The 13803-nt window shown below is 50.8% G+C and carries 14 protein-coding genes; all 14 read right to left on the bottom strand.

Annotated elements, in window-relative coordinates:
* On the bottom strand, window positions 1-198 hold a 198-nt coding region (locus TX85_RS26945; protein WP_148444410.1), incomplete at its 3' end, for a hypothetical protein.
* A 161-nt stretch (window positions 199-359) separates the two neighbouring features.
* Window positions 360-902, bottom strand: a complete 543-nt coding sequence (gene spoVT, locus TX85_RS24750) for a stage V sporulation protein T (RefSeq protein WP_044482600.1) — start codon at window positions 900-902, stop codon at window positions 360-362.
* A 258-nt stretch (window positions 903-1160) separates the two neighbouring features.
* Window positions 1161-2276 (bottom strand): peptidylprolyl isomerase, encoded by a 1116-nt coding sequence (locus TX85_RS24755; protein WP_044482601.1) that lies wholly within the window; start codon window positions 2274-2276, stop codon window positions 1161-1163.
* Window positions 2263-5790 carry a transcription-repair coupling factor gene (gene mfd / locus TX85_RS24760; RefSeq protein WP_044482602.1) on the bottom strand — a complete coding sequence of 1176 codons (3528 nt, stop codon included), beginning with the start codon at window positions 5788-5790 and terminating at the stop codon, window positions 2263-2265. Before mfd ends, TX85_RS24755 begins: the two co-directional genes overlap by 14 nt.
* 114 nt (window positions 5791-5904) lie before the next feature.
* Window positions 5905-6135, bottom strand: a complete 231-nt coding sequence (locus TX85_RS24765) for an anti-sigma-F factor Fin family protein (protein ID WP_044482603.1) — start codon at window positions 6133-6135, stop codon at window positions 5905-5907.
* A 311-nt stretch (window positions 6136-6446) separates the two neighbouring features.
* Window positions 6447-7007: an aminoacyl-tRNA hydrolase gene (gene pth / locus TX85_RS24770; RefSeq protein ID WP_044482604.1), complete on the bottom strand. Its 561-nt coding sequence runs from the start codon at window positions 7005-7007 to the stop codon at window positions 6447-6449.
* A 95-nt stretch (window positions 7008-7102) separates the two neighbouring features.
* Window positions 7103-8056 carry a ribose-phosphate diphosphokinase gene (locus TX85_RS24775; protein ID WP_044482605.1) on the bottom strand — a complete coding sequence of 318 codons (954 nt, stop codon included), beginning with the start codon at window positions 8054-8056 and terminating at the stop codon, window positions 7103-7105.
* A gap of 79 nt (window positions 8057-8135) precedes the next feature.
* The gene (glmU, locus tag TX85_RS24780) at window positions 8136-9542 is read right to left on the bottom strand and encodes a bifunctional UDP-N-acetylglucosamine diphosphorylase/glucosamine-1-phosphate N-acetyltransferase GlmU (RefSeq protein WP_044482606.1); all 1407 of its coding nucleotides are present in this window, start codon (window positions 9540-9542) and stop codon (window positions 8136-8138) included.
* Window positions 9543-9666: 124 nt separating this feature from the next.
* The gene (gene spoVG, locus TX85_RS24785; protein WP_044482607.1) at window positions 9667-9954 is read right to left on the bottom strand and encodes a septation regulator SpoVG; all 288 of its coding nucleotides are present in this window, start codon (window positions 9952-9954) and stop codon (window positions 9667-9669) included.
* A gap of 186 nt (window positions 9955-10140) precedes the next feature.
* On the bottom strand, window positions 10141-10965 hold the full coding sequence (gene purR / locus TX85_RS24790) for a pur operon repressor (protein WP_044482630.1): 825 nt from the start codon (window positions 10963-10965) through the stop codon (window positions 10141-10143).
* A gap of 89 nt (window positions 10966-11054) precedes the next feature.
* Window positions 11055-11909, bottom strand: a complete 855-nt coding sequence (gene ispE, locus TX85_RS24795; protein ID WP_044482608.1) for a 4-(cytidine 5'-diphospho)-2-C-methyl-D-erythritol kinase — start codon at window positions 11907-11909, stop codon at window positions 11055-11057.
* A 178-nt stretch (window positions 11910-12087) separates the two neighbouring features.
* Window positions 12088-12267, bottom strand: a complete 180-nt coding sequence (locus TX85_RS24800; RefSeq protein ID WP_044482609.1) for a small, acid-soluble spore protein, alpha/beta type — start codon at window positions 12265-12267, stop codon at window positions 12088-12090.
* Between the two features lie 195 nt (window positions 12268-12462).
* The gene (gene veg, locus TX85_RS24805) at window positions 12463-12738 is read right to left on the bottom strand and encodes a biofilm formation stimulator Veg (RefSeq protein WP_044482610.1); all 276 of its coding nucleotides are present in this window, start codon (window positions 12736-12738) and stop codon (window positions 12463-12465) included.
* Window positions 12739-12883: 145 nt separating this feature from the next.
* On the bottom strand, window positions 12884-13765 hold the full coding sequence (gene yabG, locus TX85_RS24810) for a sporulation peptidase YabG (RefSeq protein ID WP_071784259.1): 882 nt from the start codon (window positions 13763-13765) through the stop codon (window positions 12884-12886).
* Between the last annotated feature and the right edge of the window lie 38 nt (window positions 13766-13803).

The raw sequence follows: 13803 nt of genomic DNA on the forward strand, positions 1-13803 counted from the left end.
ATAAAAGGGGTATACGGTATTATAAATGCCAAAGACACCGTCCCCGCCGATATTTTGCAGCGGAATCTTCTGGAGGGTGCCGATCAGCTTGCTGACGATCACCGCGATGCTTAATGCGGCGGCTCCCTTAAGCAGACTGGCTGAAGAATTTGACTGTTTGCGCTTCATGAACTCGTACCTACTTCTCGGTTTCGACATTACCATTCAGGTCCCATTATATGACGAAACCTTCTTTCTTCGCCATAAAGCCCCTTGGTCGTCTCCACGCACATAGCAAAAAACACACCCCTGCTCAGGACGCTTGTCCTGAGAATTCAGGGAATGTGTTCCATCTGTCTGTAGACTCCCTAGCCTGCGTGCTACTGCTCCATCTGCTTGGCAAGAAACCCAGCCGCCGTCTCCGCCATTTTTGATTCCAAATCCGACATTTTGATTGAATCATCCTTATTCATCAGAACCACTGTACCGATTGGATCCCCGCCTGAGATGATCGGAGCGATAACAAACGAGGAGAGGGTCTCCGAATGATCACGGTTAATCTCATAAGTCCCCGTATTCGTCTCGATAATAATTCTGCGGTGCTCCATACTATTCTCCAGCAGAGAGCTGATCGGCTTGTCCAAATATTCCTTCTTGGATGCGCCAGCCACCGCGATCAGTGTATCACGGTCAGAGATGAGCGTCGTATGTCCGGTGCTCTCATACAACGATTCCGCATACTCCTTGGCAAAGTCGCCCAGCTCTCCGATCGGCGAATATTTCTTCAAGATCACTTCTCCGTCACGGTCTACGAAGATTTCCAACGGATCTCCTTCACGAATCCGCAGTGTGCGGCGGATCTCCTTCGGAATGACTACCCGGCCTAAATCATCAATACGGCGTACAATTCCAGTAGCTTTCATTTTACATGTTGCCCCGCTTTCTTAAGATGTATTGAACTACTGTTCGGTTTTGGATCACTTATTTTTAAATACGGATATTGGCTGCTCAGGAGAGATTCGGCTGTTGTGATTCTGACCATAGTATTCATCCCTTTCCAACCGCTTATGCATAATAAATTTCCGGATATCCCTCCTTCCTTTCAAGACCCGGCAGACAGAAAGGCAGCGCGAGAATTCTCGCGCTGCCGGGCTTGTCCTGTGCCTAAGCAAGGAAAAGGCTTATTTGCTGTTGTTCGTACCTGTATCCGTTCCTTCTGTGCCCGCATTGCCGCCGTCTGTACCTGTGTTAGTGTCGGTGCCTGCATTGCCGTCAGATTCCGTACCGCTGTCGGTGCCTTCTTCAGTCGTCTCTACTTTTGGCAGATCAATGCTCTTGATGACCTTCTCCTCCAGCTCACCGCTCATAAATTCATCAAGCTTCTGGGAAGCGACCGACATCTTGATCAGGTCCTTGTCATCTTGAGTCAGATCATCCAAGGTCTTCTCCGTACGAGCCTCCACACGCATGATGTGGTAGCCGTAAGTGGTCTCTACCGGCTCACTGATCGTGTTCAAAGGAAGCGTAGCCGCCTTCTCCTTGAATTCAGTTACCCAGTTACTGATTGGCGTATCGGCATACAGGCCGCCATTATTGATATTGGTCTCACCATCGGAGGAGTACTCCTTCACGAGCGTCGCAAAATCTTCACCCGCATCCAGCTTTCCTTTTACCTCATTCGCAAGCTTAAGTGCATCCTCTTGGCTGCGTTCTTTGCCTTCCTTATCGGTAAATCCGATCAGGATATGGCGTACGGAAGCCGTAATATAGTCTTCCTTGGTAGCTTCGAATTCAGTGGCTACATCCTCATCCGTCACTTTAGCCTGCTCGCTTTGCATAACGGTATAGATCTTGATCATATAATTCTTGAATTCTTCTTCAGTTAGCTTTTGAGCGTCCAGCATGCTCTTGAACTGGTCAGCTCCCATCGATTCCTTCATGGCTGAGAATTGCTCTTCCGCTTTCTTCTTGCCGGTTTCCTTCGCTGTATCGTCAGCCTTTCCTTCCAAATATTCATAAGTAATTACTTGCTTCACCAAATAATCACGGAAATCATCCAGTTGCAAGAACTGTTCCATTTGCGGCTGAAGCGCAAGTACAATTCGCTGCTCCAGATCGAATTCATTTTCAGTAATTTCGCCGCCTTCATAAGTTGCAATAACCTTGCTGGTATCGCCCTTGCCGCTATTGGCCGAGTTGTCCTCTTTCTTGCCGCAGCCTGCGAGTGCAGACACAGTCAGCACTGCAGCCATAACAATAAGCAGCGTCTTCCAAGAACGCCCTTTACCTTGAAACATTTTGTAGTTCCCCTTTCGCTTTGAACGAGTCCTTCAGGGCACCCAGGAACTGCTCCAGCAGGCCCATCATTTCTTTTTCGTCCATTCCCTTGGTTTGAATGCGGATCACGATATTTGATCCTTGGTTAAATTGTACACGTCTTCCGAATAGATTTCCAACTTCCATGAATTTGGCAGGGATTATGACCTTCTCTCTGCCTTCATAGAACTTCAGTACAACCTCCTCGCCGCGGAGAGTGACGGATTCAATGCCGTAGCGTTTACCGTAGAGCTTCACCCGTGCCACAGACATCAGATTCTGAACGGCCTCCGGCAGCTCCCCGAAACGGTCAAGCAGCTCGTCCTCCAGCTCCGCAACCTCCTCGAAGGTAGCCGCTGAGGCTGTTTTTTTATAAATCTCAATCTTCTGAATACTATCATAAATGTAATCGGAAGGTAAATACGCATCAATTCCCAGATCAATAGCGGTATTCCAGGAGACTTCATCCTCCTGTTGCTCGCCGAGCATCGTAATCTTCCGCTTCTGAATCTCTTCCGCCAGCATTTGCGAATACAGATCAAAGCCGACGGAGGCGATGAAACCGTGCTGCTCCGCACCAAGCAGGTTGCCTGCACCGCGAATCGAGAGGTCGCGCATCGCGATCTTGAACCCGGAGCCAAGCTCGGTGAACTCCTTAATCGATTGAAGCCGCTTCTCGGCCACTTCGGTCAAGGATTTATCCCGTTGATACGTAAAGTAAGCATAAGCGATCCGGTTCGAGCGCCCGACACGTCCCCGCAGCTGATACAGCTGGGATAACCCCATCTTATCCGCATCATGAACAATCAGAGTATTTACATTCGGGATATCGACCCCTGTCTCAATAATGCTCGTGCTGACAAGCACATCATATTCCCCGTCCAGGAAGTCAAGAATGGTCTTCTCCAGCTCCTGCTCGGACATTTGCCCGTGGCCGATCCCGACTCTTGCATCCGGCACCAGCATCGAAATCTGTGCAGCCATCTCCTGGATGCCTTGCACTCGGTTGTACAAATAGTAAATTTGGCCGCCCCGGGCCATTTCACGCTCAATGGACTCGCGTACCAGTGCCTGACTGTGCTCCACCACATAGGTCTGCACCGGGAAACGGTTCTCCGGCGGGGTCTCAATGACCGACAAATCCCGTACTCCGAGCATCGACATATGCAGGGTCCGCGGAATCGGCGTGGCTGTCAGGGTAAGCACGTCCACATTGGTCTTAAGCTTCTTGAGCTTCTCCTTATGCGTCACTCCAAAACGCTGCTCCTCATCGACAATCAGCAGTCCCAAATCCTTGAACACCAGGTCCTGGGATAAAATACGATGCGTTCCGATGACGATATCAACGGTTCCTTGACGGATGCCCTTGATCGTCTCGTTCTGCTCCTTCCGGCTGCGGAAGCGGCTCAGGGACTGAATATTGATCGGATACTCGCCGAACCGTTCACGGAAGGTCTCATAGTGCTGCTGAGCCAAAATCGTCGTTGGTACGAGTACGGCAACCTGCTTGCCTTCGATCGCTGCCTTGAAGGCCGCCCGAATCGCTACCTCGGTCTTCCCGTAACCTACATCACCACATAGCAGGCGATCCATTGGACGGGATTGCTCCATATCCTTCTTGATCTCCTCGATGGCGCGCAATTGGTCCGGAGTTTCTTCATACGGGAACATGCCCTCGAACTCCTGCTGCTCCGGACTATCCTTCTCAAACGCATAGCCAGGAGAGGCTTGCCGCTCTGCATACAGCTTAATGAGATCATCGGCTATATCCTGAACGGAGGAACGGACCTTATTCTTAACCCGGGTCCATTCATTTCCGCCAAGCTTGTAAATCTTAGGCTCCTTGTCTTCGGAGGCTACATACTTCTGAATCATATCAATCTGCTCGATCGGAACGGAGAGCTTATCTCCGCCGGCATACATGATATGCATGTAGTCCTTATGAATGCCACCGACCTCAAGCGTACCGATCCCCAGATACTTCCCGATTCCGTGGTTTTGGTGAACCACATAATCGCCGACCTTCAGCTCGGAATAGCTCTTGATCCGCTGCGCATTGTCCATGCTCTTTCCGGCCTTGCGCACCTTGCGCTGCTTCTGGGAGAACATTTCGCCTTCCGTAATGACAACCAGATGCACGGAAGGAAGCTCGAAGCCGGACTGCAGATTCCCTTGGAGCAGGGTAGGCTCCTCGATCCCGTAATCCTCCAGGACCCGGCGCATCCGATCCATCCGCTCCTCCCCGTTGGCCAGCATAATGACCTGGGACCCGCTCTTCTTCCATCGCTCCATCTCTGCCTTCAATACATTCATCTGACCATGGAAATCTTGCATGGTCCGGCTGACAAAGTTCAGAATGTTCTGTGGCTGGGTATGGGGAACCTGACGCAGGAACAGCGACAGGAACAGGGTCTGGAACGGACGGTGATACAGTACGCGGTCCCCGCTGAGCGCAAGCGGCAGCTCCGGCAGGCTCTTGCCGTTCTGAAGCAGATGCAGATTCCACTCGGATTCATCCCGCTCCAGTTGTCTGGCTGTCTCCAGCAGACGAGCCGGTTCGTCCAGAATCAATAACGTATCCTCTGGCATGTAATCATACAGTATTTTGTTCTCGGGGTAGATCAAGGATATATATTTATAGATTTCAGGGAAATATACATGTTCCCTCATCAGCTCAAGCTCACGGGAAATTTCATCCCGGAGCTTGTTCTTGGCCTGACGGTCCGTCATCTTCTCCAGTTGCATCTCCAGGCTGACCTCTGCCATCTGCGCAGCCTTCTCCAGCCGCTCCTTGGAGGCGATCAACTCCTTGCAGGGAGGAACGCTTACCTGCTTAACCTGCTCGATGGAGCGCTGGTCAGCCGGGTCAAAGGTACGGATCGAATCGATCTCGTCATCAAATAATTCAACACGGTAGGCAAGCGAAGAGGTTAGCGGATAGAAGTCGATAATTCCGCCGCGCACGCTCATCTCGCCCCGGGATTCTACACGTTCCACCCGCTCATAGCCAAGCCGGACCATACGGCTGAGGAAGGAGTCCAGCTCCAGAATGCCCCCCAGCTCGATGGACAGGCCGGCTTCGGCGATCTCCTCCGGAACCGGAATGAAGCGGCGCACACCAGAATAAGGCACCACCACAATGCCCCGGAATGAACGGGAGGAGCATTGCAGCAGAACCTCAATTCGCTGAGCCAGCGTCTCGGGACTCGAGACCGCCGCCTCTGCAGCAACCAGCTCATTGGCCGGGTATAGCAGGACCTGACCGGGTGATAGCGCTTCCTGTAGATCTTCAGCGATTTTCTGTGCGGCAAACATATTATGGGTCACGATGAGCAGGGGCCGATTACTCTCCTGATGCAGGGCTGCCAGCGCCACTTGCCGGGATGAACCCGACAAACCGGAGATTAGCTGCTCCTTCATCCCTGCATCTACTCCCGCCACCATCGATGCAAAGTCCGTGTCGCGGGAAAATGCTTGTATTAGTGCTTGTAACAAATGAGGCACCTCTCTAATAACTATTATTTTCAACGATCCATGTCATTACAGCGAGTATAGCGAACCAAAAAGGAGCCTCAGCAACCGTGCCAAGGCTCTGTATCTGTTATCCATTTACTGCAGAAGATTCGAGAGAAGCGTCAATTCCGGATTGTTGTCCAGCGCTTCCTTGCAATAATCACATGTAATTCGGACTGTTGTATCGCCGTTCGAATTATACGCTATTATATCTCTGCGCTCATCAGGGGTCAAGAATTGGAACCCCAGCTGGGACTCAGATACCTGGTCTGAATCTATTCTACCAATAAATGTACGGCAATGCCTGCAAACATAGTTTATAGCCATATCTATATGCCTCCCGAAGGTCGATTATACCCTTCAGTATGCCCAGTTAAGCCTGTATCAAGTCTCGTTCAGCAAAAAGTTGAGCTCAATAGTTTAATTATGCCTACTTTCTTGAGCCCCCAACGCACTCACAATTTTAATGCTTTATGTCACTAAAATCATCACATGAACTCCCATACCCGCAATTTTAATGCCTTTTGTCACTAAAATCATCACATGGACTCCCACGCCTGCAATTCTAATGCTTTATGTCACTAAAATCGCCACATGGACCCCCACGCCTGTAATTTTAATGCTTTATGTCACTTGTCCTAACCGTTGAACTTGGCCATCGTCTGTTCAAACGTATGGTCCAGGCTGTATTCCAGCGCATCGCACGCTGCTTCAATAGACTGGGTTAGCAGCGGCACTTCCTTCTTGCTGAAGCCTGACAAGACATAGTCAACCACTGCGAACCCCGGCTCAGGACGGGAAATTCCCATACGGATCCGGTTAAAGCTCTGGGTTCCGGTATGCTGGATGATGGACTTAATGCCGTTATGTCCCCCTGCGCTCCCTTGATAGCGAAGGCGGTTGCGCCCTACCTCCGTGTCCAGATCATCATAGACGACGATCATGTCTTCAAGCGGCACTTTATAATAATCCATAAAGGCACGCACGGCTTCACCGGACAGGTTCATATAGGTCATCGGCTTGATCAGCGCTACCTTCCCTCCCGGCAGCATGCCCTCCCCGATCAACGCCTTGCATTTGCTCTGCTTGATGGCGATGCCATGGCGTTTGGCCAATTCATCCAGCGCCATGAAGCCGACATTATGTCTTGTCTTCTCATACTTGGTCCCGGGATTGCCAAGACCTACGATCCACTTCATTGCAGTACCTCCACGTCTCGTATCTTCATACGCCGATAGGGGTTGCGCCTCGTTCGAGGGCGCAACCCCTGATGTAATCTCAATAACTGATGTGCCTATTCGATCTCGAACAGCTTGCTGATGGACAGCTCCTCATGGACGCGAATGATCGCCTCGCCCATTAGCGGAGCAACGGATAAAATCTTCAGCTTGCTGGTCGGATTCGGATGGGTAATCGGAATGGTGTCCGTTACGATAACTTCCTTCAGCGGCGAATTCTCAAGGCGCTCCATCGCCGGTCCCGACAGCACCGGATGGGTACAGCATGCGTATACCTCTTCCACGCCGCCTTCCTTCAAGGCATTGGCGCCGAGAATAATAGTGCCCGCCGTATCGATGATATCATCGATCAGAATCGCCGTCTTGCCCTCGATATTACCGATAATGTTCATCACTTCGCTCACATTCGGCTCCGGACGGCGCTTGTCGATAATAGCCAGAGGTGCGTTCAGGAAGTCTGCCAGCTTACGCGCACGAACAACACCGCCATGGTCCGGAGATACGACAACCGGATTCTGGATGTGCTTGGAACGGAAATATTGAGCCAGAATCGGAACGCCGAGCATATGATCGACCGGAATATCGAAGAAGCCCTGAATCTGCATGGCGTGCAGATCCATCGTAATCACACGGTGGGCTCCCGCCTTCTCGATCAAATTCGCTACGAGCTTGGCCGTAATCGGATCGCGCGAACGAGCTTTGCGGTCCTGACGGGCATAACCATAGTACGGAATAACAACGTTGATACTCTTAGCCGAAGCCCGTTTCAGAGCATCTACCATGACAAGCAGTTCCATCAAATTATCGTTGACCGGTGCACAGGTCGATTGAACGATATACACATGGCAACCGCGGACACTCTCAGACAGCTTGACTTGAATCTCGCCATCGCTGAAGCTTGTCGTCTCCGAATCTCCCATCGGAATGCCGATGTAATCTGCTATTTGATGGGCCAGCTTGGGATTAGAGTTACAAGTGAATATCTTCAGTTTAGAATCACAATAAGTCATAAATTTAATTACCCTCCGTGCTAGTAGATAGTTAGTTATCCCGTCAAAAAATAAAAATCTGCTCTGAATACACCATCCGTTAGTCTTGCTGCTTCTTCGCCTGTGCCTTCGCCTTGGCTCTAGCACGTATCTTATCGGCATAGCCCGGCTTGTTCTCCTGCCGGATCCGGGCAACTGCCAGATCATTATCTCCAACCGAGTGGGTAATTGTCGAGCCTGCCACTACAAAGGCTCCGTCACCGATCTTGACCGGAGCAATCAAATTGACATTGCTGCCAATGAACGCATCGTCTCCGATCTCGGTTACGAATTTATTATACCCATCGTAATTAACCGTTATCGCACCACAGCCGATATTTACGTTCCTGCCAACCTTGGCATCGCCGATATAGCTAAGATGGGATACCTTGGCGCCGTCATCCAGCGTGGCGTTCTTGATCTCTACGAAATCTCCTACTTTCACATGCTTCCCAAGCTTGGTGCCCGGACGCAAATAAGCGAACGGTCCTACCGTCGTTTCTTTACCGACTTCCGCCTGCGTAAGGACCGACCGTGTTACCTTCGCGCCATGATGAATCACACTGTCTTCAATTTCCGCAGCGGGACCGATGATGCAATCTTCTCCGATTACAGTCTGTCCCTTCAGGGTCGTGCCCGGATAAATGACCGTATCTGCTCCAATGACCACATCCGCTCCGATATAGGTAGAGGATGGATCAATTAGCGTAACTCCGCCGAGCATATGCTTCCGGCTGATCCGTTCACGCATCAGACTCTCCGCTTCAGCCAGTGCCAGCCGATCATTGACACCGATCGACTCCGAATGATCCGAGGTTTGATAGCCTTCCACTTTCTCTCCGGCCTGAACCAGGATTCCGATCACATCGGTTAAGTAGTATTCCTGCTGAGCATTGCTGTTGGTTACCTGCTCCAGCGCCGCAAATAACTTCGCATTATCAAAGCAATAAGTACCCGTGTTGATCTCCTGTACCGCATCCTCATCAGGGGTGCAGTCCTTCTGCTCGACAATCCGCAGAACAGAGCCGCCGACTGTGTCACGAATAATCCGTCCATAGCCCTGCGGCCGATCCATTGATGCCGTCAGAATCGTCGCCGCAGCCCCTTGGCGGGTATGCAGCTCGATCATAGCCTGCAGCGTATCCTCTTTCACAAGCGGAGTGTCGCCGCAAATCACAATGGTCGTTCCCTCTTCCTGGCTGAGCAAGGCGCCGGCTTGCTTCACGGCATGTCCGGTTCCCAGCTGCTGCTCTTGCAACACGTATTCGGCACTCGTTCCCAGATAAGACTTGACCGCATCGGCGCCGTGGCCAACAACCACGATTCTGCGCTCACATTCGATTTTCTTCACCGTATCAAGCACATGCCCGACCATCGGTTTGCCGCTTACGGGATGCAGAACTTTGTAGAGCTTCGACTTCATTCGCTTCCCTTGACCTGCGGCAAGAATAATCGCAAATCTTTTCAAGGCCCTGGCCTCCTTCTCTTAAACTCATTACTGAATATATCTCATTTAGGGCAAAAAGAAAAGAGAGCCATGGTCACATGGCTCCCTTTTCTCGAACCCCAATTAGTGAATCAAAACTAATGACTTAAGCTCCCTCTTCAATAGCAACCTCTTCTTGTTCGGCAGCCCGCTCGTACTCAGCCAGGACCGCAGCTTGGATCTTCTCACGTGTTCCTGAAGAGATCGGATGCGCAATGTCCCGGAATTCCCCGTCTGGAGTACGCTTGCTTGGCATAGCCACGAACATCCCATTATTTCCATCAATTACACGAATGTCATGAACAACAAACTCGTTATCGATGGTAATGGATGCGATCGCTTTCATCCTGCCTTCAGAGCTGACTCGGCGGAGTCTTACATCCGTAATTTGCATATGTGTTCACCACCTTTTTCCATCAGAGACTTGGTGTAATATTCCACATAGCAAACGGAAATCCTTTTTTTTTGCGAACAAAATAGCCTGATTTCAAGGTTTTTTTTGAAAAAAAGAGCTTTTCGACACGTTTCGTCTTAATTTCCAGTCGTTTTACAGAGAATCGACATTGAGCTCCCTATTTTTCTAGGAAAAATAATTCCCCGGCGCTACCGAAATTTCCTTTTCCTTCGCATCTACTGCGGTCAGTGTAGCCAGCGAGATATAATCCTGCAGCAGCCGCTGCCCGGATTCAACTTCCCCCGATTCTACCAGAACGCCGACTCCGGCAACAGTAGCGTTGAACTCCGCTAACAGATCTACCATTCCCTGGATCGTGCCCCCAGCCTTCATGAAGTCATCAACGATTAATACCTTTGACTTCTCCTTCAGAGCTCTCCGGGACAAAGTCATCGTATGCAGACTCTTATGAGAACCGGATACATAGTTAATGCTTACGGCCGAGCCTTCCGTCACCTGATGGTCACGGCGCACCAGTACGACGGGCAGGTTCAGCTCCGCCCCTGTAGCATAAGCCAGCGGGATCCCCTTCGTCTCCACGGTCATGACGCAATCAATGTCCTTGCCTGCAAATGCAGTGGCAAACAACTTCCCCGCCTCCTGCATAAAGCCCGGCAAGCCTAGCAAATCAGACATATACAAATAACCGCCAGGCAGAATCCGCTCCGGCTCCGACAACTTCACACACAGACGATTCACAAAATCAAGCGCCTGCTCCTTGCCCATCTTCGGGATATATCTTACGCCTCCCGCAGCCCCGGCCAGCGTCTGCAGCTCGCCGGTGCCTTCCTCTTCGAATACTTCCTTTATGATCCCGAGATCCTCGCTGATTGAAGACTTAGCCGCGCCATAGCGCTGGGCAAAGGTGGTTAGCGGGATGAGTTGATGCGGTCGTGCCAATAAATACTGGGTCATTTCCACCAACCGTGCGCTTCTCTTAAATTTTTTCACGAAGAATCCCTCGCTAAATCCGAATATTATATTGTAATATAACATTTTTGTACGTTTTCTTTCAAGTTTTTTCCTGTCGTTTCCAAGCTTTATGTCAATAAGCGAACCGCGTATACCTCTTTGCAGAAGCCGCGAAGGCCATTATAGATTCTCGGAACCTTCGATTCCTTCGATACCAGCCCGAATACGGTCGGACCGCTTCCGGACATCAGAACGCCATCGGCCCCGAGCCGGATCATCGTGTTCTTTAAATGAGCGACATCCGGATACAGCTCCAATGTCACGTCCTCTAGCACATTTCCAAGCTCTCTGCACACTCCGTCAAAAGAACCCTGCTCAATCGCCGCTCTCATCCGTGCTGCCGAGGGATGCGAGACAAGCTCATCGGCTCTCAGCCGTCCGTACACATCCGCCGTCGATACATTGATCGGCAGCTTCGCCAGGATGACCCAGCATTGCGGGGGCGCGCTCAAGGGGGTAAGCTTCTCTCCTCTGCCGGTAGCAAGGGCAGTTCCTCCGGTTATGCAGAAGGGCACGTCCGAGCCTAGCTCTTCGCCTAGCTTTTTCAGCTCTTCCTGCGAGATCCCGAGGTTCCATAACCGGTTCAGTCCGCGAAGAGCTGCGGCGGCATCACTGCTTCCGCCTGCCAAGCCTGCGGCAACAGGGATTTTCTTATCCAGATGAATATGAACGCCGCTTCTGACATCGTAACGATCCTTAAGTAATCTGGCTGCCTGAAAAGCCAAGTTCTTCTCATCCAGTGGGATATAGCCAGCCTGGCTAGAGATAATGATTGTATCTCCGGGGAGAGCACTCAGTTCCAGACGATCGGACAAATCAACCATGGACATGATCATCTCAACCTCATGGTAGCCGTCCGGGCGTTTATGTAAAACGTCCAGCATTAAATTGATTTTAGCTGGCGCCTTTTCGTATATTTTCATTCCGCCCGCCCCTTCCTTCACCGTGTCAGACTTAGCTTATTATAAAAAAAAGTGCGCGCTAAGTCTATGCACAGAAGACATTCTCTTTCTCTCAACCAAAATGCCAGCGTGCAGAGGTGGTGAATAGCAGACAAAAACACGAGGGCAGGCCCCTCATCTGGAAGCCCGCCGGATTGTTCTATTGCTGCTTGGATGCGGCACGCTCCGCCAGCTCTATAGCCCGCTTGACCATATTGCCGGCATCCTTTGCCCGTATCCCGCCCCAGCCTTCCTGCTGGACCGTGTCGTAGAACCCAAGATCCTTCGCCAACTCTACCTTCAGAGCCTCAGACATGGTACTGCGTCTTCTGCGCGACATGTACACTCCTCCTTGGTTATAGGAATCAGGGAACACATCTGTAGTGTGCTCCCACTCTCCGGATTCATGCCAAGTGAAATCTTCCATGCTCCGGATCAAAATACAATGATGTCCGCGATAAATGAACAACACGAAAATAAAAAACCGGCTCAAGTGAAATTTTCACTGAGCCGGTTTTGTCATCCAACAAGATGTTTAAGGTTTCGAATACGATAGCCTCATCCCATTGTCACTGTCACCGATCATGACTTCAACGGATTCGGTAAGGATATCGGCGTAACTATAGGATACACGCTTGGTTGATTGCTGCTCTTCATCCAGCTTAACGATGAAGACCGAAGGATAGGTCTCCTCCAGCACTCCGGTGCGTTCTACGGTCTTACGGCGACCACCGTTTGCACGCAGCATAATCTTCTGTCCCACGTGAGCGTCAAGACTATGTTTTATTTCTGACAGCGCATTTTTAGCCATTGCCTGTGACCACCTTCCTTCTTTGTCCATTATACAAGAAAGGTGGGGGTTTTGTCAAATCAAAATAAATAATTATATCAGCATGAAAAAACGGTTGTCAACGGTTTTTTTTCTGTATGCAGGGTTAAGCTATAAATTTGTGAAATTACATCGACGGAATGACCTTTAGCCCCGATAAATCCTTCAATTTGGGCAGGCCGATCCGATAGCACCCTCGCGTCTCGATGCCTCCGACTCCTTGCGTTCCGCTGACCGTATGGTTCAAGACATCCGTAATATGAATCGTGTCCCGAATCGAGGTTAAGGACGCCTTTGCAGCGATGTAGACCGGATCCAGCGCGTGGATCAGCACGCGGGAAGGAGAGGACGCGAAATTGGCTCCAGCCTGGAGCAACGCCTCAAAATGCGACTGACAAGCTCCTGCGACGATGGTTAAGGCATCGAAGTTCCGCTCGTATTGTCTGGCTGTCTGAATGGCCTCCACAAAGTGCTTGGAATTCTTATAGCTGGATAAGCTATATAAATCTGCTGTTGGCCGATTCTTTAACACTCCATCATGCCCGGTAAGCACCACAATATCCGGCTGGATGCTTGGCAGCAGACGATACAGGGCATTGGCCATGCCGGATTCGTTGATATAATATCCGTGGGCCGGTACATGGAGCTTCTCATACAGGCTCATGCTTTTTTTCAAATAGCGCTCATCACCGTCCAGATGCAGAACCGTACCCGGAACCTCGAAGTAAGAGGGCTCTCCGCTCACGTACCATTCCCGGCTCACTTCGGATTGATTCCGCTCGGCTAGCTGCTTCCGGTTCTGATGCAGCCGCTCCAGGGATTCCGTCGCCTTGATCCTGGCTTTCTCTTCCCCTGCTGCGGCTTGATGTACTCGGGTCAAATCGCTCAGCGGCGCATCCGCCAAAAGCCGAAATTCCGTCCCTTTGATAATGGCCTGCTCCCGCACGATCTTTTCTATCCGGAAAGTGATATCTCCACCATAGGATTTGCGGACGACCAAGTCTCCCATACTCGTCAAATCAATCACCTCTTTCCCATCGTATGGGC

It is taken from the genome of Paenibacillus antibioticophila, from assembly GCF_000455265.1.
GTDB lineage: Bacteria > Bacillota > Bacilli > Paenibacillales > Paenibacillaceae > Fontibacillus > Fontibacillus antibioticophila.